The organism is Paraburkholderia sp. UCT31 (genome assembly GCF_014397655.1).
Lineage (GTDB): Bacteria > Pseudomonadota > Gammaproteobacteria > Burkholderiales > Burkholderiaceae > Paraburkholderia > Paraburkholderia tuberum.
In genome coordinates this window covers 111,604-130,507 of sequence record NZ_VZQP01000012.1, presented here as the reverse complement: position 1 = coordinate 130,507, position 18,904 = coordinate 111,604, and the positions used below count along the sequence as shown (strand labels likewise).

At 65.8% G+C, this 18,904-nt stretch carries 17 protein-coding genes; 8 read left to right on the top strand and 9 right to left on the bottom strand.

Translation table 11 applies throughout. The features are described from left to right. Positions 1 to 192: 192 nt before the first annotated feature. Positions 193 to 1,230, bottom strand: a complete 1,038-nt coding sequence (locus tag F6X40_RS12925) for a GlxA family transcriptional regulator (protein WP_187628127.1) — start codon at positions 1,228 to 1,230, stop codon at positions 193 to 195. Positions 1,231 to 1,336: 106 nt separating this feature from the next. Between F6X40_RS12925 and F6X40_RS12920 the strand changes: the two genes are divergently transcribed. From F6X40_RS12920 to F6X40_RS41845, 5 genes are all read left to right on the top strand, one after another. Continuing rightward, positions 1,337 to 1,873 carry a tautomerase family protein gene (locus F6X40_RS12920; RefSeq protein WP_187628126.1) on the top strand — a complete coding sequence of 179 codons (537 nt, stop codon included), beginning with the start codon at positions 1,337 to 1,339 and terminating at the stop codon, positions 1,871 to 1,873. A gap of 14 nt (positions 1,874 to 1,887) precedes the next feature. Beyond that, positions 1,888 to 2,355, top strand: a complete 468-nt coding sequence (locus F6X40_RS12915; protein WP_187628125.1) for a hypothetical protein — start codon at positions 1,888 to 1,890, stop codon at positions 2,353 to 2,355. Continuing rightward, complete coding sequence (locus F6X40_RS12910) at positions 2,333 to 2,740, top strand: hypothetical protein (RefSeq protein ID WP_262421450.1); 408 nt, start codon at positions 2,333 to 2,335, stop codon at positions 2,738 to 2,740. The genes F6X40_RS12915 and F6X40_RS12910 overlap by 23 nt, the downstream gene beginning before the upstream one ends. Positions 2,741 to 2,788: 48 nt before the next feature. Further along, positions 2,789 to 3,760, top strand: a complete 972-nt coding sequence (locus tag F6X40_RS12905; protein WP_187628124.1) for an alpha/beta fold hydrolase — start codon at positions 2,789 to 2,791, stop codon at positions 3,758 to 3,760. Between the two features lie 89 nt (positions 3,761 to 3,849). Next, positions 3,850 to 4,101 carry a LysR family transcriptional regulator gene (locus F6X40_RS41845; RefSeq protein WP_222946057.1) on the top strand — a complete coding sequence of 84 codons (252 nt, stop codon included), beginning with the start codon at positions 3,850 to 3,852 and terminating at the stop codon, positions 4,099 to 4,101. Positions 4,102 to 4,378: 277 nt separating this feature from the next. On the opposite strand, the gene F6X40_RS12895 is transcribed toward F6X40_RS41845, so the two are convergent. Together F6X40_RS12895 and F6X40_RS12890 are read right to left on the bottom strand one after the other, a co-directional pair. Continuing rightward, on the bottom strand, positions 4,379 to 5,080 hold the full coding sequence (locus tag F6X40_RS12895; protein ID WP_187628168.1) for a carboxymuconolactone decarboxylase family protein: 702 nt from the start codon (positions 5,078 to 5,080) through the stop codon (positions 4,379 to 4,381). A gap of 44 nt (positions 5,081 to 5,124) precedes the next feature. Continuing rightward, positions 5,125 to 5,535: a cupin domain-containing protein gene (locus tag F6X40_RS12890; protein WP_187628123.1), complete on the bottom strand. Its 411-nt coding sequence runs from the start codon at positions 5,533 to 5,535 to the stop codon at positions 5,125 to 5,127. 114 nt (positions 5,536 to 5,649) lie between these two features. On the opposite strand from F6X40_RS12890, the gene F6X40_RS12885 reads away from it, so the two are divergent. After that, on the top strand, positions 5,650 to 6,555 hold the full coding sequence (locus F6X40_RS12885; RefSeq protein ID WP_187628122.1) for a LysR family transcriptional regulator: 906 nt from the start codon (positions 5,650 to 5,652) through the stop codon (positions 6,553 to 6,555). Between the two features lie 64 nt (positions 6,556 to 6,619). Here the strand turns inward: F6X40_RS12885 and F6X40_RS12880 are convergent, their stop codons facing one another. Together F6X40_RS12880 and F6X40_RS12875 are read right to left on the bottom strand one after the other, a co-directional pair. Then, complete coding sequence (locus F6X40_RS12880; protein ID WP_187628121.1) at positions 6,620 to 8,599, bottom strand: AI-2E family transporter; 1,980 nt, start codon at positions 8,597 to 8,599, stop codon at positions 6,620 to 6,622. A 142-nt stretch (positions 8,600 to 8,741) separates the two neighbouring features. After that, positions 8,742 to 10,022 carry a DUF445 domain-containing protein gene (locus F6X40_RS12875; RefSeq protein ID WP_187628120.1) on the bottom strand — a complete coding sequence of 427 codons (1,281 nt, stop codon included), beginning with the start codon at positions 10,020 to 10,022 and terminating at the stop codon, positions 8,742 to 8,744. Positions 10,023 to 10,229: 207 nt separating this feature from the next. Here F6X40_RS12875 and F6X40_RS12870 point away from each other — a divergent pair, with 207 nt between their 5' ends. Together F6X40_RS12870 and F6X40_RS12865 are read left to right on the top strand one after the other, a co-directional pair. Further along, positions 10,230 to 11,435: an exonuclease SbcCD subunit D gene (locus F6X40_RS12870; protein ID WP_187628119.1), complete on the top strand. Its 1,206-nt coding sequence runs from the start codon at positions 10,230 to 10,232 to the stop codon at positions 11,433 to 11,435. Then, positions 11,432 to 14,053, top strand: a complete 2,622-nt coding sequence (locus F6X40_RS12865) for an AAA family ATPase (RefSeq protein ID WP_187628118.1) — start codon at positions 11,432 to 11,434, stop codon at positions 14,051 to 14,053. The genes F6X40_RS12870 and F6X40_RS12865 overlap by 4 nt, the downstream gene beginning before the upstream one ends. Positions 14,054 to 14,087: 34 nt before the next feature. Here F6X40_RS12865 and cobJ read toward each other — a convergent pair whose 3' ends face one another. Genes cobJ through cobG form a run of 4 tightly spaced genes read right to left on the bottom strand, consistent with a single transcriptional unit; the run spans position 14,088 to position 18,641 of the window. Next, complete coding sequence (gene cobJ, locus F6X40_RS12860; protein WP_187628167.1) at positions 14,088 to 15,842, bottom strand: precorrin-3B C(17)-methyltransferase; 1,755 nt, start codon at positions 15,840 to 15,842, stop codon at positions 14,088 to 14,090. Next, a complete protein-coding gene (locus F6X40_RS12855; RefSeq protein ID WP_184062360.1) occupies positions 15,839 to 16,582 on the bottom strand; it encodes a precorrin-2 C(20)-methyltransferase in 744 nt (247 codons plus the stop codon). Before F6X40_RS12855 ends, cobJ begins: the two co-directional genes overlap by 4 nt. After that, positions 16,583 to 17,209 (bottom strand): precorrin-8X methylmutase, encoded by a 627-nt coding sequence (locus F6X40_RS12850; protein ID WP_090809844.1) that lies wholly within the window; start codon positions 17,207 to 17,209, stop codon positions 16,583 to 16,585. Then, entirely contained in the window at positions 17,202 to 18,641 is a 1,440-nt protein-coding gene (gene cobG, locus F6X40_RS12845) for a precorrin-3B synthase (RefSeq protein WP_187628117.1), read from the bottom strand. Before cobG ends, F6X40_RS12850 begins: the two co-directional genes overlap by 8 nt. Positions 18,642 to 18,904: the final 263 nt, after the last annotated feature.

The window sequence follows — 18,904 nt, the reverse complement described above, 5'->3', positions numbered from 1 at the left end:
GAAGTGCGGCGCGGCGTTCCGCTCGCGATCGGCGTATTTGAGAGGATGAACGTATCCCGTTCGTGTCCAAAAGCTGGTTATTTGTAAGCGTGCGTATCCCGATCTTATTTGCAAATAAGTTGGGATACAAAGGGAAGATGCGGGGAGAGAGGGAGGGCAGAGACGAGGACGGTGGCGTGATGTGGCGAGGCCTCAGCCGGTTTTGCTGGCTGATTCGGCTTTCATATTCTTCGCCGCGCCCCGCGAAAACCGCATTTGATATTCGCTCGGGGACAATCCGGTCTTGCGCTTGAACAATTGCCGAAATGTGCTGCTATCGCCATAACCGACACGTTGACTCACCGCCTCGAGCCCAATTGGCCGCGTTTCCAGCAAGCGTTTTGCGACCTCGACGCGCAGATTTTGCAGATACGTCAACGGTGCCAGCCCGACCGCTTCCTTAAAACGGCGATTGAGCGTGCGTTCGCTGACAGCAAGCGACGCTGCCAGATCGCTCAAACGGAATCCCTGCTGCAACGTAGCCTCCATCTGCTGCTGGGCGCGCGCGACGAGCGTGTCGGTATGCCCATGTTCGTCGAGAAGCGTTGCAAAGGAAGCCTGCGAAGTCCGGTTCATGTCGATCAGCAGCGCCTTCGCGGTCATCGCGGCGAGTTTTTCGCCGGCGAATGTTTCCACGAGCCGCACGGCGAGATTCAGATACGACGTCACGGACCCGCCAGAGATGATGCCGTCCTGCTCGATCAGCAGTTCCTGTGCGCGAACTTCGACACGCGGATAGCGGCGCCCGAAGTCCGACGCTCTCGCCCAGTGCGTCGTTGCGGCGCGGCCATCCAGCAGGCCGGCCTCGGCGAGCAGATAATTGGCCGTGCAATAAGCCGCCAGCACGGCGCCGGCCTTGCGTTGGCGCCGCAGCGCGGAAGACAGCTCGTTCAACTGCTCGCGGCGCCCTATGAACTCGTCGATGTTCGAGAAAAACGGTGCCGTCAGCAGAACGGCATCCGCCCGTTTGCGCGGGTCGATCTTTCCGTCGACGTGAACGGTCTGACCCGACGCAGCCGTGACGGGATGTCCGTCGAGTGATTCCACCCGCCATACGAACACGGGCGCGGATGTCGTGCCCGCTCCAGCCTTGCGAGTATGGAACCGATTGGCCGCGCTGAAGACGTCAACAGGGCCCGCGACGCCGGACGCGAGGATTCCGTCATAGACCCAGATGCGGATGATGGCCATTTGCGTGTCTGAAATTCCCTGAATAATGGCGATGCTGCCACTTCTGGCCGCACCAGTAAACCCCGATCATGGCCACATCCAATGAACTGAAAGCAGGAGCAGAACCATGCCAATGATCGATGCACTGTGGCCCGAGGACGCCTTGACGCCCGAGTCCGAAGCTCGCCTCGTCAAGGAACTGACCGACATCCTGATCGAGGCGGAAGGGTACGATCCCGCCAGTCCGCTCGCCCAGCGTGTCACCGTGTTCCATCTTCATCGGCCTGCGGCGATCTACATCGGCGGTGAACGCACGAACACGATCCGCTACCGGATCATTCCGTCTGCACCTGAGGGGCAATACACCGACGAATCGCGCCGCTCGCTCGTCAGACAGGTCACGGAAGCAGTGGCGCGCGCGGAGAACCGGCCGTTCGACGACGTCGCGCCGCGCGTCTGGGTCTTCCCAACCGAGATACCGGATGGCGCCTGGGGGACGCGCGGCGCGATCTGGATGCTGCCCGATATTCATGCGCTGCTGGCGGGCGAGTCGGAGCGCGACGCGGGCGTTGGACGGCTTGCGCGACGCCGCCTCGAAAAAGCGCGCATCACGCTCGAAGCATTGCTCGATGCCGCTGGCGCTGGCAGCACGAGCAAACCATAACCGGAGCGCCCAGCATGAAATTCAACGACACAGCCCCCGTCATGGCATCCGCTGGCGCTCCGCCGCTCTGGCTAACGAGCCTCGCTGAAAACGCGACGCTCGAAGCCTCCGTGCTGAAGCGTCCGATCGAAGGACGAGCCGATATTCTCTCCGTGATCAAACACGCGGTCTCGCTGTACGAATTCCAGCATCACAGCTACAAGGGCACGATTGGCGACGGTTTATATATGGAATCCTATCGCTCGCAGATCCAGGGGGTGCCGATCGAGACGGTGGTCGTCGCGCATATGAACGGGCAAGGCGAGACGGAGTCCGTGGTCATCAATCATCGCCCACTCAATGCGATGCTGCTGTTTTCGAAACTGATGGGGGAGTGCGTCGAAGAGCGCTTCCGCGATTGCTATCTGACGGGACCGGAAGCAGCGGCGCTGAATATGTTCAGCCGCTGTTCGGAGCCGAATGATGAAACGGCTTTTTCCTGATTTGACAACAGCGTCCGTGCTGGTCGCTTCTGCTGGAGTTTCCATGGCGCATACCACTCAGATGCCAACCACGCCAACCACGAAGATATTGGCGATTGGCACCTTTCCGCCGGACACGGACATGCAACTTGTCCAACACTTCCTTCCGAGCGAGGCTCGCGAGACGGCGCAGCTCTACCTCGAGGGCAAGATTGATCAGTGGTATTCACTGCAAGACCGGGCTGGGGTGGCATTCATCCTGAACGTTACCGACGTAACTCAAGCGCATGAAATGCTTGAGGCCCTTCCTTTAGGGAAAGCGCACTTGATGACATTCTCACTGCTCCCAATTGGCCCACTGAAGCCGTTGAGTAAGCTTTTGAATTCGCCTTCCCCCCAGCAATGAAGTGCAATTTACCTGGCGCAATTTCGCACTAAAACGGGAACCACGATCATGTTCAAACCTGTAACGGAGACGACAGTCTTCTCCGCGGTAACTGCGGGCATTTCAGCATGCAGCATTGTGCCCACGTCATCCTCGTCGGCGCCGAAGGTTGAAGTCGGCGAGGTGCAGGTCAATCCTGACATCAAGCTGCGTCATATGGTCTATCGGCCCGCGCATCCAAAGGGTACGGTACTGTTCCTGCATGGTTTCCCGGAGACGATGTATGCGTGGAAGCCGATTGCCGAATCCCTGTCCAGCGACTACGAGGTGCATGCGTTTGACTGGCCGGGCTACGGACAGTCCTCGCGTCCAGGCGCCGATCGCTTTTCCTACGCGCCGAAGGATTATGCGCATGTGCTGGAAGACTATATCCGCACTTCTGGCATCGACAGTGCGAAGCTGTTGATTTATGCGACCGATATCGGGGCCTTGCCTGCGCTGCTGGCAGCATTGGAGCAGCCGAATATCGCCAGGCAAATCATTGTTGGCGATTTTGCCCCGTTCAACCGCCCGCAGTACATGTACGACAGCCTGCAGGGCCTGAAGTCAAAGCCATCGTCTGACGCCGTCCATGCCGCGATGAACCAGAACCGTGACGAAATCCTGGCAAACACGTTCTTCCGCGGCATGTCGGCGAAGGAGCGCTACGCATTGTCCGAGGAGTTCAAGGACGATATGGCGAAAGGGTGGGGCGGTGATGTCACGTCGGCAGACGCCTTCTTCCACTATTACTCGTACTTCACCCGCGACCAGGACTCCTTCGAAGCCAACATGGCAAAGCTGAAAGTCCCCGTGAAGGTGGTGTGGGGCGAGCAGGATTTCTATATCAAGAAGGAAATGGGCGTTGAGTACGCGAACCGTAACGGTGTGAAGCTTTCGATTTTTCCTGAACTCGGCCATTTTCCGCATCTGCAAGCGCCTGAACAGACGGTGAGCGAAGTTCGGGCCGCGTTTAGCGCGGGCAATCCTGTGAGTGACTAGAGCGAGCGCGCCGTCGATGCAGAGGTGGTTTCCGATGGTTCGACTATGATTGCCGTCGACGATGATGTCATTCAGGTATCGTCGAAAACATGGATATCGGCGGCTTTGATCTCAATCTGCTGAAGGCGTTCGACGCGCTTTATGCTGAGCGTCATGTAACGCGCGCGGGACTGCGCATTGGTCTCAGTCAATCGGCGATGAGCGGAGCGCTCACCCGCTTGCGGGAACTGTTCGACGATGAACTGTTCGTTCGCGCGCCGTCGGGCATCCAGCCGACTCTGCGTGCGTGCGATCTTGCCGTTCCGATATCCGATGCGTTACGACTGATACGCCAGCGTTGAGGACTTCGCGGCTGCGTCGCATCTGCTGGTATCTCCCGAAGGCGACCGAGCGAGTCTGGTTGATCGCGAACTCGCGAACCTGGGGCTCGAAAGGCGCGTGGCCCTGAGCCTGCCGCAATTCCTGGTTGCCCCCTTCGTCATCGCCGAGACCGATCTTGTCGCGACGGTGGCCTCTCGTGTGGCCCGACGCTTCGCGGCGAGCGGGCTCGGCATCGCCGTACATCAGCCGCCGATCGGACTGCCCCGCTGGACGCTCGCGATGCTGTGGCATCGACGTTTATGCCGCTCGCTTCGCGAATACATCCTTGAACACGGGCATCGCCGAAAAGACGTTCGGCCAGCCTGCGTAAAAGGCGAGCTGCGTCAGCATTTCGGACGCCTCGTCCTTCGTCAGACCGTTGTCCATGGCACGGCCGAGGTGATACGGAATCTGCGCGACCTGACCGCTGGCAACCAGGGCGCTCACCGTGACCAGGCTCCGGTCGCGTGGAGCGAGTCCTGGACGCAGCCAAAGGTCGCGGAACAGCACATCGGTCGTGTACTGAACAACGCCGGGAGCGACCGAGCCGAAGCTTTGCTCGACCGCCTGCGCACGCTGTTGCTCTGCGACTTCGTTCAGTGGTAGCGGCTCGACCTCGGCCCGAGGGACCTGATCGATACCGATGCCACGTTCATCGAAGATACGCTTCGCGACGACAGCCGCTGCGGTCGCGTTTCCCCAGCCGGAATAGAAGGCGAGGTGCGTGATCATTTCCGAAATCTCGGCAGGCTTCACACCGCTATCCAGCGCCAACCGGAGATAGAACGGCATCTCGATGGTCTGGTTGCGGGCGATGAGCACCGACAGCGTCACGATGCTCCTGTCTCGCGGTGACAGTTGCGGCCTCTTCCAAAGGCCGCCGAGCACGGTCTGGCTCGTATAACGCGCGAATGCCGGAGAAACGAGAGTGAGATCAACTTGTGACAATGGATCTTGCATGTTTCCAGTCCTTTCGATTGAGGTACAGGCAGCGAAGAACCGCATTACACCTGCTCGCCGCTGCCGAGGTACTGCTCGTCCGTGACCTTCTCCAGCCATTCGACGTTCTTGCCGTCGAGCGCTTCCTGAATGGCGATATGTGTCATCGCGGTCGTCGAAGTTGCGCCATGCCAATGCGTGTGGCCAGGCGGGCACCAGATCACGTCACCAGCCCGGATTTCGACGCGCGGCTCGCCTTCGCACTGGGTCCAGCCACAGCCGGCCGTAACGATCAAAGTCTGGCCGAGCGGGTGGGTATGCCAGTTAGTCCGTGCTCCCGGCTCAAAAGTGACGCTCGCGCACGAAACGCGTGCCGGCGGAGGCGGAGCGTTCAGCGGGTCGAGCCGCACCGTGCCCGTAAACCATTCTTCAGGGCCTTTCTTCGAGGGCTGGGTGCCCGCACGTTTCAATTCCATGACTGTTCCTCGTCGGTATCGTCTGGGCGATATGCCACTGCAGCTAATCTAACTCCTGGTAATTGATGCGACTAGATGGCAATATCGGGATGCCCTTATGCTGTGGAGCATTAATTGAAAGAGGATTTCAACGATCTGGTCGGCTTCATGAACGTCGCGCGTGAGCGCAACTTCACGCGGGCGGCCGCGCAACTGGGAGTCTCGCAGTCGGCCTTGAGCCGGACGGTTGCCGGCCTTGAAAAGCGGATGGGCCTTCAGTTACTGATGCGCACTACCCGGAGTGTCTCGTTGACGGAGGCAGGCGAACGGCTACTGGCGGCGATTGCACCGCGCTTTCAGGAAATCGAAGCGGAGGTCGATTCTTTGCGCGCGATGACGAGCCGCCCAGGCGGAACTGTCCGGATCACGACCACCGACTACGCGGCAAACTCGTACGTTTGGCCGCGTCTGCAACCGTTGCTGCGCCAGTATCCGGATCTGAAGATTGAATTGGTCAATGACTACGGGTTAGCCGACATCGTCGCGGATCGGTACGACATCGGCGTGCGGCTAGGCGACCAGGTGGCCAAAGACATGATCGCGGTGCGAATCGCGCCTGATATGACGATGGCAATCGCGGGCTCTCCAGGCTACCTGCAATCGAGCGCACCGGCGAAGACGCCGCAGGATCTAACGCTGCACAACTGCATCAATCTTCGATTGCCGACGCGAGATTCACTGCTCCCGTGGGAGCTACGGAAGGGGCGGCGAGAACTGCAGGTGCGGGTCGAAGGGCAGCTCACCTTCAATAGTGTCTACCAGATGATGGACGCAGCGCTTGGCGGGTTTGGGCTCGCGTACGTGCCCAAAGACCTGGCTGAGGTGCATGTCCGGGCCGGGCGCTTGAATTGGGTGCTGGAAGACTGGTTTCCCACGTTCGTCGGACATCACGTCTATTACCCTGGTCGCCGCAAATCATCCCGGGCAGTCGAGCTTGTGGTGGACGCATTGAAGAGCGGTTATCAGCGCCGAGCGCAGTGACCGGCAAATGGCGATCACGACGCAGATTTTCACCACTGCGGTCACGGCGTCAGCCCACCCAGCCTCAGCCGGCGCTGGCCGTCTGCGACGGCTGCCGCATGGGCTGCCCAGCCGTCGCCGCGTGACATGCCTCGATCATCGCGCGGAACGTCGGCGACGCATGCAGCTCGCCGCCCGCGTCGAGTTCGACGCTGCCGTCCGGCGCGTCGCCGACGCCGACGCCGACCACCAGCGTCGCGCGTGGTCGCCATTCGCGCGTGCGCCGCAGCATGTTGCGCAGGTACAGCGGCGACTCGGGCGCGTCGAGCGACACGATGCAGATGATCGACGTGTCCTTGAAGCTCGGCTCGTCGGCGCGTGCGCTGCGATAGCCCGAGTGCGTCGCCATCAGCGGCGCGAAGCCCTGGCGGTTCAGCAGTTGCACGGCGATCGCGGTCGTCACTTCGTCGAACGCGCCGCGGCCGGGCACGCACAACACCGCGGCCTTGCCCGCTCCGTCCGGCTGTTGCGAGCGCATGAGCAGATCGCTGCGGTATCGCTCCGTGGCACCCGCGCCCGGCGACGCCAGATCCGGCGTCCCGGCAAGCAGCGCGCTACCCGCGTCCGCCGGTTCGGCAGGCGACAGCGAATCGCGCAGCCCTTCGGCGATATCGAGGTTCTCGACGATATCGACGAGCGCGTCGTTGATCCGCTGCAACTGGTCGGGCATCAGCACGCCGCGCTGCGCGTCGTTGCGCGCGAGCCGCAGGCCTTCGAGCGCGACCTTGTCGTAGTAGTCGATCAGCGACATCTCGCGCAGCAGCCGTTCGGCCTGCACGATCGCCTCGTGCGGATCGTCGGCGAGCAGGCGCTGATAGAAGTTCTGCGCGGGCGTCAGCGCGGGCTGATCGCCGAGCAGCACGGTCAGGAAGTTCAGCCGGTCCGCGTAGCGCCCGAGCGTGACGACGCACAGCGTGAGCGGCGTCGACAGCACGAGGCCGATCGGCCCCCACAGCCAGCTCCAGAAAATCGCCGCGACCACCACCGCGAGGGGCGACAGGCCCGAGCGATGACCGTACAGCAGCGGCTCGGCGATCTGCCCGGCGACCACGTCGACGACGATGAACAGGATCAGCGTGAGGACCGCCATCGTCCATTGCGGCTGGATCGCGGCCGCGAGAAAGAATGCGAGGATCGCCGCGATCCAGATGCCGATGTACGGCACGAAGCGCAGCAGCGCGGCGATCACGCCGAACAGCAGCGCCCCCGGCACGCCGATGATCGCGAGCCCGATCGCGATGATGCCGCCCGCGCTCAGATTCACGCCGAGCTGCGCGACGAAATAGCGTGACAGGCGCCCGGCGGCGTCGTTGATCGCGGTAGTCGTGCGGTGCAGGTCGCGCGAACCGAACAGGCTGATCAGACGGTCGCGCAAATCCTCGCGCTGCAACAGGATGAAGATAGTCACGACGAGCACGATGAAGGTCGTCTCGATCGGCGCGATGGCCGGCGTCAGCGCGCGCTGCGCGAGTTGCACCGGCGTCGGCGCGGGCTCGTGCACCTCGACCTGTTGCGGCACCTGCGGCGCGTTGCGCGCGGCGCGGCCGGTCGGGCGCGGCGGCGCGGGGCGCGATGGCGCCACGCGCTGCAGCGCGCTGGCAGCGCTGCTCATCAGGGCGTCGGCGCGGCCCACGGTCTTTTCCTGCACGGTTTCGATCTTCTGCTCGATCGCTTCCTGGTACTGCGGCAGCGCGTTCGCGAGCTGCACGAGCTGCGCGCCGATCAGCGCGCCGACCGCGAGCAGCGAGGCGAGAGCGAACAGCACCGCGATGAAGATCGACGGCAACTGGCCCATGTGCAGACGCCGCAGCATCTGCACGAGCGGCGCGAGCAGGAAGCTCAGCAGCACCGACAACGTGATCGGAATCAGTATCTCCCGCCCGAAGTACAGCCCGCACACGACCACCACGCCGGTGATCAGCGACACGAGGCCATGCAGGCCCGGCGTGCCCGGCGGGTAAACGCGGTTGGGCCGCCCTTGCGGCGGCGGTAGCGATATTTTCATGTAAGCAGAATTCCGGTTGGGACGCGTTGACGACCGAGCGGAGCACTGGTCGTCAGCAAGACAGATGCCCGAATTGTAGGTGGTTTGGCGGGAGGGGGCTCACGCGTGGCTGCGCGTTGAGTCGCTCAATGCGCTCGAGTCGTCAGCCGACATGCACCCGCAGCATCTCCAGCAACAGCGAACTCACATACAGCAACAAGCCGATAAATCCGCCGACGATCGTCCCATTGATGCGGATGTACTGCAGATCCTTGCCGATATTCATCTCGACCTGGTGCGACATCTCGTGCGCGGGCCAGTTCTTCACCGTATCGCTGATATGGCGTGTGAGGAACCGCGCGAAGTCCGGCGCCATCGCGCGCGCCGCTTCCTCGAGGTGATCGTTCAGCGATTGCCGCAGCGCTGGATCGCGCGCGAGTTCGCGGCCGACCCACGCGCCCATCGCAGCGACACGCGCATGCAGTGCCGAATCGGCGCTTTGCAGATCGCGCTTGAGCCACGCGCGCAGCTCGCCCCACATGTCCTTCACGTAGCTGCCGAAAGCCTCGCCTTCGACCAGATAGCGCTTCAGTGCTTCGCCTTGCTGCAGGAACACGGGATCGGTCTTCAGCCGCACGATCAGCTTCTGCACCGCGTGGTCGAACTTGTCGCGCAGCTCGTGCGTGGGGTTCTGCGCGATCTGTTCGAGCATACGGTTCGCGGCGCTCGCGATCGCCTCCGCCCCCTTGTCGCCGAGCCATACCGACGGCAGAAACTTCTCCATCGTCGGATACTCGCTTTTCACCCAATCGACGATGCGCGCGGCAATGAATTCGCGCGCCGGCGCCTCGCGCAGCACCGCGATCACCTGATCGATCGCGGTGTCGAGCAGTTCCTGATGGCGGCCGTCGCGCGTCAGCGTGTCGAGAATCGCGCCGAGCGATTGCGACAGATCGACCTTCGCGAGCACGTCGCGCAACCCCTCCCTGATGAAGTTCTGAATGCGCGCGTCGTCGGCCACGTCGAGGATGCCGCCGGTGAGCCGCACCACGTAGTCGCCGAGGCGCGCGGAGTTGGCCGATTCGCTGAGCCACGCGGTGATGGTCTGCGCCGGATCATACCGGCGGATCAGACCGACCAGCGACGGCACGTCGAGAAACTTGTCCTGCACGAAGTGCGCGAGGTTGTCGGCGATCTTGTGCTTGTTGCGCGGGATGATCGCGGTGTGCGCGGACACGAGCGGAATCGGCACGCGGCGAAACAGCGCCGCGACCGCGAACCAGTCGGCGAGCGCGCCGACCATCGCGGCCTCGGCGACGGCCTTGATGCCGTCGACCCACAGGCCGCGCGGCAGGAATGCGGCGACGACGAAAACGCAGGCGGCCGCGAGCAGCAGCAGTAAAGGCGTGCGCTTGGCCTTCTTCAGTTCGGTGGTCTTGTCCATCGGGCGCGGTTGATCGTGTCGGGCGGGGGCTGGAAAGTCGGCGGGCTCGGCCGGTTCGGTTGCAATGATGCGGTACGGCCCGCGCGCGCGTCCAGCCTGGATACGCGCGCGCAATACGCGCCGGCGCTTCGGCAAGGTAACATTCGCGATTGGGCTCCTCGGCGAAATCAACGCAAGAGGACGCAACGCAATCGCAATGGAGGCACAGTGATCAGGTTTCTGCACACCGCGGACTGGCAGATCGGCACGCAATTCGGTCAGTTCGAACCGGACGAGGCCGCGCACCTTGCCCAGGCGCGCTTCGACACGGTGCGCCGTATCGCCGAAGAAGCGGCCGCGCGCAACGTCGACGCGGTGCTCGTCGCGGGCGACGTGTTCGATCTGCAGACGGTGTCGGACACCGTGATCCGACGTTTGTTCGCCGCGCTGCAAGCGTTTTCCGGAGCGTGGGTCATGCTGCCGGGCAATCACGACGCGGCGCTCGTCGAAAGCGTGTGGACCCGCGCGCAGCGGCTCGATTGCGTGCCGCCGAACGTGCGCCTCGTGCTCGAAGCCGGCGTCGTGCTGCTCGACGCGTGCCGTTGCGCGCTGCTGTGCGCGCCGCTCACGCAGCGCATCACCTACGACGACACCACCGCGTTCTTCGATTCCACCGATACTCCGCCCGGCTATCACCGCGTGGGGCTAGCGCATGGCAGCGTCGGCGGCATTCTGCAAGACGGCATCGACTCGTCGAATCCGATCGCGCCGACGCGCGCCGCCAGTGCGCGGCTCGACTATCTGGCGCTCGGCGACTGGCACGGCCATCTGCGCGTCGACGAACGCACGTGGTACGCGGGCACGCACGAGCAGGACCGTTTCCGCGCGAACGAGCCGGGCTTCGTGCTCGACGTTACCGTCAGCGATCCCGGCGCGGTGCCGCAGGTCGCCGCGGTGCGGGTCGGGCAATACCGGTGGCATCGCTGGGACGAGACGATTTCGGTGCCGACCGATGTCGATGCATTGAAAACCCGCCTCGCCGAACTCGGCGCGAATGACGTGCTGCGCATCGAGGTCGGCGGCACCGCGGCGCTCGCCGATGCCGAGGCGCTGCATGTCGCGGTCGAACAGGCGCGCGCCCGCGTGCGCGCGTTGCGTGCCGATCTGGGCAGTCTGCACGTGCTGCCGACCGCCGACGATCTCGCCGAACTCGGCGCGCAAAGCGGCTATCTCGCGAAGGTGGTGGCGCGGCTGCGCGGCCTGCAGGAAGACGCGCAGGCCGATCCGCAAGAGGCGCGGCGCGCGGCCGAGGCGTTGCTGCTGCTGGCGCGTTTTCAGCGCGACCAGCGGCAACGCGATTCGCAGGCCGCACCACCCGCGCAGACGCGCGAGCGGCAGCAACCTGAAGCGCCGCGTGAAGGAGCCCCCGCATGAAGCTGCAACGTATCGCGATTCAGGAATTCAGGCAGTTCGGCGGGCAGATCGTGATCGACGATCTGCAGCCCGGTCTCAATCTGTTCATCGGCCCGAACGAGGCCGGCAAAAGCACGATTGCCGAGGCGGTGCGCACGGTGTTCCTCGAACGCTACAAGGCGTCGCATCTGAAAGACCTGTTGCCGTGGGGGCTCGCGAGCGGGCAGCCGTCGGTCGAGGTCAGCTTCGAGCTCGATGGTGTGACGTGCCGTCTGTCGAAGCAGTTCGTGTCGCGTCAGCGTTGCGAGCTGAGGATCGGCCAGGCCGTGTATAGCGAGGACGAAGCCGAAGACAAGCTCGCCGCGCTGCTCGGCTTCTCGCGCGCGGCGCGCGGTCCGATGAAAGCCGAGAACGCCGGCGTGCCGGGTCTGTTGTGGGTGCAGCAAGGCGGCACACAGGAGATGCGCGATTCGACCGGGCACGCGGCGCAGTATCTGCGCGACGCGCTCACGCAACTGTCGGGCGGCCGCGAAGCGGGCGGCGAGGACGCGCTGATCGCGGCCGTGCAGCGCGAGCTGCGCCAACTGCTGACCGCGCGCACGCAGAAGTCGACCGGGCCGCTCGCCGAGGCGGAGCAGAAGCTCGCCTCGCTGATCGCGAGCCGCGACGAGCTGCAACAGCAGCGCCAGCAGTTCGACGACAACATCGCGCGCCTCGCCGCCCAACAGCAGGCATTCGACGACGCCGAGCGCAGGCGTCCGTGGGAGCTTCACGAGCAGAAGGCCGCGCTCGCGCAGCAACGTGCCGCGGCGGTCGAACAACTCGAACGCGGTCTCGAAGGGCTCGCGCAGTCGCTGCAGATCGGCGAGGCCGAACTCGCGTTGTCGGTGCAGCAGGAGCAGGGCGCGCTCGAACTGGAGGCGGCCATCGCGCGCGAACGCGAGCAGCTCGACGCGGCGCGCGTCGAGGTCGCGGCCGCGCAAACCGCGCATGCGCAGGCGCAAAGCCGTGTGGCGCAGTTCGAGCAGGCGTCGGCCGAGGCGAACCGCGCGCTCGAACTCGCGAACGCGGCCGTGACCGCCGCCGATCTGCGCAGCCAGGTCGATTTCTATCGGGCGGAGAGCCAGCGGCTCGAAGCGTCGATCGGCGAGGCGGACAAAGCGAACGCGGCGGTGTTGCAGGCCGCGCGCGACGCGGCGGCGCTCGAACTCGACGAAGCGCAGTTCAAGCGCCTCGTCGCGCTCGACGGCGAACGGACCGTGCTGCGCGCGCGGACCGAAGCGGCGATGACGCGCATCGAGTACAGCTTGAATGGCGAATTGAGCGTCGGCGATCAGACGATCAGCGGCACGGGCGTGCTGCATGTCGACGATGAAAAGCGCATCGGCCTCGGGAAGCTCGGCGAATTGCGCGTGATTCCGGGCGTGTCCGATCTGTCGGCGCGGTTGTCGGAGCTGGCGTCGCTCGAGGCGAAGCACGCGCAGTCGCTGCGCTCGCTCGGCGTCGCGTCGGTGGGCGATGCGCAGGCGCGTCGCGAGCAATGGAAAACGCTGGTCGCGCAACAGAAGAGCCAGGCCAGGATACTCGAGGTCCATGCGCCGCAAGGCATCGATGCGTTGCGCGCGGCGCTGGCATCGACGGCGGCGCGCTTGCAGGCGTCGAGCGAGCGCCTTGCCAGTCTGCCCGACGTGTCCGCGGCGCCACCGCTCGACGACGCGCGCCGCAACGCCGACATCGCGCGCGACGCGTTGGCGACCGCGCGCAAGGTGCTCGCGCAGGCGGCGGGCGCGCAATCCAGCGGCGTTGCGAAGGCCGATTCGCTCACGGCGCAGTTGCAGCGTAAAGAAGCGCAGCTGCACGACGAAGCGTTTCGGCGCAAGCGCGCGCAGTGGCAGGCGCATATCGTCGAGCAACGCGTCAAGGTCGATGCGCTGAAGAACCAGCGCGGCGAGCGCGAGCGCGAACTCGATGCGGCGCGTCTGGACGACCCCGTGGCGGAGGCGAAGCGCTATCGCGCATCGGCGGACCTCGCGCGCAACGAGCAGCACGAGCGTCAACTGCGGATCGCGGAGCTGCGTAGCCAGCTCGAAACGATGGGCGCATCGGGCCTCGGCGAACGGCTTGCCGCGCTCGAAGCCCAGGTTGAGCAGGCCACGCGTCGCAACGACGAACTGCGCCTGCGCGCGAGCGCGCTGAGTCTGCTCGACGAAGTGCTGGTCGACGAACGCGACGCCGCGCTCGCCCAACTGCGTGCGCCGTTGACCGAGCGGGTCGGTCACTACCTGAAGCGGCTTTTTCCGCAGTCGAGCCTCGCGCTCGGCGACGATCTGATTCCGGCGATGCTCGATCGCGACGGCCGCGCGGAACTGCTCGATGCGCTCAGCTTCGGCACGCGCGAACAGCTCGGCATCCTGACGCGGCTCGCGTATGCGGATCTCTTGCAGGCCTCAGGCCGGCCGACTCTGCTGATGCTCGACGACGCCGCGGTACACACCGATGCCGCGCGCCGCGACGCGCTCAAACGCGCGTTGATCGACGCGGCGACGCGGCATCAGATTCTGGTGTTCACGTGCCATCCGGAGTTGTGGGACGACCTGGGCGTCAGGCAGCGGGCGGTGCAGGATCTGAAGGTGGCGTGAGCGGGGCGGGCCGGTACCACCCGGTACGGTCCGCTTACTCGTACCACCGCGGCGTGTACACCCACTGCGCGCCGTGATGACCGCAAGCGAATCTTCTCGTCAGCGACGAGCCGACGATCACCATCGTGCGCATATCCACATCGGCCGAGCGAAGCTCGCCGAGCGTCAGCGTGCGCAGCGTGCCGCCGGGCCGGCCGATATCGCGACCCAGCACCACCAGGGTCGATGGCACGCGATACTCCCGCACGATGTCGAGTGCCTGGTCGAGTTGCCACGGACGCGCGCGCGAAATCGGGTTGTAGAACGCCATCACGAGATCGGCTTGCGCCGCATGGCGCAGGCGGGTTTCGATGATCGTCCACGGCTTCAGGTTGTCCGACAGCGACAGCATGCAGAAGTCGTGGCCGAGCGGCGCGCCGGCCTGCGCGGCGGTCGCGAGCGCGGCCGACACGCCCGGCACGATCGATAGTTCGACGGCCGCCCATGCATCGTTCCGGGAAACTTCGAGCGTTTCGAGCACGGCGGCCGCCATCGCGAACACGCCGGGGTCGCCCGACGACACCATCACGACCGCGCGGCCTTCGCTCGCGAGCTCGAACGCGTGCCGCGCGCGCTGCATTTCCTCGCGATTGTCGGAGCCGTGCACGCGCTGACCGGCGCGCAGCGGGCCGGCCATTTTCACGTAGGTGTCGTAACCGAGGATGTCGGTCGCTTCGTTCAACGCGGTGCGCGCGGCCGGGACCATCAGCTCGGCCCGGCCGGGGCCGAGGCCGATCACGGTCAGACGGCCGCGGGCACGGCCGAGCGTCGCGGGGTCGATGGCGAGCGGGGAGAGGGCGAGCGCGACGCCGGGGTGTGCGTCGTCGTGCAGCGTTTCGTGGGGGACGCGTAGCGCGGTATGCAGCAACCTTGCGGCACTCGATTCGCCCGGTTCGGCGCTGGCATCGGCGAAGCGCAGCGGCACCTCGAGAAGCCTTGCCGCTTGCGCAAGCGCCGGGTCGGCCATGCTCGTCGATGGCGCGAGCAAGGCCGCAAGCGAAAGCATCGCGAGACCCTGCGCGTTCAGTGCCGCGCGCACGTGCGCGACGATCGCGTCGGCGGCATCGGCATCGTCGCTGGCGACAGCCGCCACCACACTGCGCGGATGAATCACGAGTTCGTCTTCACGCCCATCCCACGCGCGCGGCGTCACGCGAATCGCGAGACGCGCCGACGCCGAGCGCGGCAGTTGCGCGTCGTCGAGCCACGGCGCGTCGCCTTCGATGCGCGTGCTTTCGCCCGCGAGCAGATCCGACACGAAGCGCTTGCCCTGACCCAGGTCGGCGAGCGCATAGCCATCGGGCGGATTGAGCACGCAGGTGCCGAAGCGCAGCTCGCCGCTCGTCGTGATCGCGGGCTGTACGGCCAACGCCGCGGCGATGTCGCGCGCCATTACGTTGACGCCCGCGAGGCCGCCGAGCAGCGGCACGACCGCGCTGCCGTCCTCGGCGACCGCGAGGACCGGCGGCTCGGCGCCTTTGTTCGACAGCAGCGGCGCGAGGCAGCGAATCACGATGCCGGCCGCGCACAGCGCGACGATCGGCGTGCCGCGCGCATACAGCTCGCGCAGATGCGCGCCGAGTTCGCTGTACGAGACGTCGGCGTCGGCGCGCCCCTGCAGCGCATGGACCTGGCAGTCCGTGGCAACGCCGGCCGCGGCATGCGCGCCGCGCTCGACATACGACGCCTGAATCCGCCGCGCGGTCGCAAGCGCGCCCGTACCGAGAATCACGATGGCGGGCCCGTTCATCCTTGCCATTTTTGCCCCGGCACGACCAGCAGTGAGAAATACGGCGACGCCATCGGATCGACTTCCGCGAGCGGCACGATGCGCTGATTTCGCATCGTCGCGCGTTCGACGTACAGCGCGCGCTGCGCGAGTCCGAGTTCGTCGAGCACGCGCCGTACCTTGTCGAAATTGCGGCCGAGTTTCATGATGACCGCCGCGTCGGCGTCGGCCAGACGGCGGCGCAATTCATCTTCGGGCAGCACGCCCGACAGCACCGACAAGCTCTGGTTGCGATAGACGAGCGGCGCGCCGAGCACCGCCGCGCCGCCGAGCATCGAGCACACGCCGGGCACCACCTCACTGTCGTAGCGCGCCGCGAGCCGGTCGTGCAGATACATGTACGAGCCATAAAAGAACGGATCGCCTTCGCAGATCACCGCGACGTCGCGGCCCGCGTCGAGATGGCCCGCGACGATTTCGGCGGCGGTGTCATAGAAGTCCGCGATGATCGCTTCGTACGACAGCGGCGGTTCGAGTGCTTCGGTGGTGACCGGATAGACGAGCGGCAGATGCTGCTGCGCGTCGTGCAGATACGCCTCGATGATGCCGAACGCGTTGCCCTTCTTACCCTTCGCGACGAAATATGCGACCACCGGCGCCGCTTTGAGCAGCCGCAGCGCCTTCAACGTCAGCAATTCCGGGTCACCGGGACCGACGCCGATGCCGTACAGCCGTCCGCGACTCGTTAGCTGGCTCGCCATTTATTCGACCTCCGTCGCAAGCGCGTTGACCGCGGCGGCGGCCATCGCGCTGCCGCCGCGCCGTCCGTGCACGACCACATAGGGGACGCCGCGGCTGTTTTGCGCGAGTGCCGCTTTCGATTCCGCCGCGCCGACGAAGCCGACCGGAAAGCCGAGAATCAGCGCCGGCTTCTGCGCGCCGGCATCGAGCATGTCGAGCAGATGAAACAGCGCGGTCGGCGCATTGCCGATCACGACGACGCTGCCCGCCAGATGCGGGCGCCACAATTCGAGCGCGGCGGCCGAGCGCGTGTTGCCGATTTCGCGCGCGAGCGCGGGCACGTCCGGGTGCGTGAGCGTGCAGATCACTTCGTTGTTCGCGGCCAGCCGCGCGCGCGTGATGCCTTGCGCGACCATGCCCGCATCGCACAGGATCGGCGCGCCTTGCGCGAGCGCGCGGCGGCCCGCGCTGCCGGCGCCGTCGGAGAACGCGAGGTCGTCGATCACGTCGACCATGCCGCACGCGTGGATCACGCGCACCGCGAGCTTTTCGAGGTCGGCGGGGATGCGCGCGAGGTCGGCCTCCGCGCGGATCGTCGCGAACGATTGGCGATAGATCTCCTGACCGTCGCGAATGTAATCAAGCATGTGGAGTACTCCGGGCGAGGCGCGCGAGCAGCGCGGCGGCCTCGTCGATCGTCAGTTGGGGCGCAACGCATTGGCCGAAGCCGGGGTGGCCGTCGCGTCGATAAAGGTCGTAGAGGCCGGGCGCGGCGGCGAGCAGCGTGTAGGGCGCGCGATGGGCGGCCGCGCAGGAGCGCGGACAGCCCGTCAGATGCACGTCGACGCCGGCGGGTAAGCGCTCGGCGAGTTGCAGCGCGTCGGTCTTGGTGTCGGCGAGGCCCTTCGCGCAGCCGGCCGAACCGGCGCAGGCGATCACGTGCGTGATGGCCTGCGCGGGATCGCACGCGAGACCGAGTGCGATCAGCTTCGCGAGCACGGCGGGCACCGCCGTCGTCGCGATGTCGGGCAGCAGCACGCTTTGCCATGGCGTCGCGTGCAACCTGCCGTTGCCGTGTTTTTGCGCGAGCGCAGCCAGGGCGCGCAGCGTGGCCGCATCGATCCGGCCGAGCGGTGGTTGGCCGCCGACATGCGACGTGCCGTCGCCGCGCTGCGCGTGCGCGCCGAGCCGCAGCGATGGGTCGGCGGCGATGTGTCGTTGCCAGTGGCTCAGCGATGCGTCGCGCGCGAGCGGGAAATCGACATAGCGCTGCGCGTGCAGCAGCAGCGCGTCGGCGCAATGCGTGGCGAGCAGGTCGCGCATGCGGGTCGCGTCGGCTGCGGCGAGGTCGAGGAACGTGTGCAGCAACGCGCGCAGGAGCGCGGGCACGCGCGACGGCGGCACCGCCGCGAGCGCGCCCGTGCCGTTGGAATCGCGATGGTCGCGCGGGTTCGAGTTCTCGCCTGCCGGAGCCGGGCACCCCGCGAGGCCGAACACGAAGCGCACGCCTTCTTCGTCAGCCGACGCCGCGAGCCACACGTCATGCGGATGATCGACCCGCGCAAGCTGTTCGCCGCCGTCGAGCAGCAGCGCGAATTTCGGCGACAACGCTACGAAACGCGCATCGCCTTGCAGCAGCGTCAGCAGTTCTCCGCACAGCGGCGTCGTGTCGATCAGCGCGTGCGGATCGCGGCCGGCGGCGGGGCTGATCATCACGTTGCGGACGTCGTCGGCGGAACTGAGCGCGCCGGCCGGTCCAAGCCCCGCGCCGATCAGCGCCGCGCTCAACGCCGCTTCGTGTCCGTTACGCACGCCGCGCAGTTGCAGATTCGCGCGATTGGTCAGCTCGGCGACGCCGTTCGCGTGCCGCGTGCTCGCATCGGCGATCGCGCGTGCCTGCGCCGCGCTCAGCACGCCGCCGGGCAGTTTGATGCGGCAGATGCCGCCGTCGCGCGCGGGGACGATGCGCAGCAACCCCGGACATGCCGAGGACCGCGGTGTCGTGACCGCGTGGGACGAAACGGTGGGAGGCGAAGCTCGATTCAAAGGGGCACCGGGTTTAGCGTCGCGCGACGGCATGGCTGCGTCCTCGCTGCATGCTGCCCGACGAGGGCCGGCGTGAACTGTGCGGCCGAAAGGCGCTTCGGGCTGACCGTGGGCAATGAAAGCGGCCATTATATCTTTACGCTGTGGCCGCAGCGCCTGTTTGCCGGCCATCGCGCGATGCCGGTGATCCCGGCAGCATGGCGCTCCGCCGCGAAGCCGCGGGCCGCATGGCGGCGGTATCATGCGGACTTTCGCAACCCGCGCTCCGAGCCTGCGCAAAGCCGCATGCGTGAGCC

Bases quoted from the DNA above. Each gene is read 5' to 3' on its own strand.
- F6X40_RS12915 (WP_187628125.1), top strand. From the start codon at position 1,888: ATGAAATTCAACGACACAGCCCCCGTCATGGCATCCGCTGGCGCTCCG.
- F6X40_RS12865 (WP_187628118.1), top strand. From the start codon at position 11,432: ATGAAGCTGCAACGTATCGCGATTCAGGAATTCAGGCAGTTCGGCGGG.
- F6X40_RS12920 (WP_187628126.1), top strand. From the start codon at position 1,337: ATGCCAATGATCGATGCACTGTGGCCCGAGGACGCCTTGACGCCCGAG.
- cobJ (WP_187628167.1), bottom strand. From the start codon at position 15,842: ATGAACGGGCCCGCCATCGTGATTCTCGGTACGGGCGCGCTTGCGACC.
- F6X40_RS12895 (WP_187628168.1), bottom strand. From the start codon at position 5,080: ATGCAAGATCCATTGTCACAAGTTGATCTCACTCTCGTTTCTCCGGCA.
- cobG (WP_187628117.1), bottom strand. From the start codon at position 18,641: ATGCCGTCGCGCGACGCTAAACCCGGTGCCCCTTTGAATCGAGCTTCG.
- F6X40_RS12910 (WP_262421450.1), top strand. From the start codon at position 2,333: ATGATGAAACGGCTTTTTCCTGATTTGACAACAGCGTCCGTGCTGGTC.
- F6X40_RS12925 (WP_187628127.1), bottom strand. From the start codon at position 1,230: ATGGCCATCATCCGCATCTGGGTCTATGACGGAATCCTCGCGTCCGGC.
- F6X40_RS12880 (WP_187628121.1), bottom strand. From the start codon at position 8,599: ATGAAAATATCGCTACCGCCGCCGCAAGGGCGGCCCAACCGCGTTTAC.
- F6X40_RS12905 (WP_187628124.1), top strand. From the start codon at position 2,789: ATGTTCAAACCTGTAACGGAGACGACAGTCTTCTCCGCGGTAACTGCG.
- F6X40_RS12890 (WP_187628123.1), bottom strand. From the start codon at position 5,535: ATGGAATTGAAACGTGCGGGCACCCAGCCCTCGAAGAAAGGCCCTGAA.
- F6X40_RS12850 (WP_090809844.1), bottom strand. From the start codon at position 17,209: ATGCTTGATTACATTCGCGACGGTCAGGAGATCTATCGCCAATCGTTC.
- F6X40_RS41845 (WP_222946057.1), top strand. From the start codon at position 3,850: ATGGATATCGGCGGCTTTGATCTCAATCTGCTGAAGGCGTTCGACGCG.
- F6X40_RS12875 (WP_187628120.1), bottom strand. From the start codon at position 10,022: ATGGACAAGACCACCGAACTGAAGAAGGCCAAGCGCACGCCTTTACTG.
- F6X40_RS12855 (WP_184062360.1), bottom strand. From the start codon at position 16,582: ATGGCGAGCCAGCTAACGAGTCGCGGACGGCTGTACGGCATCGGCGTC.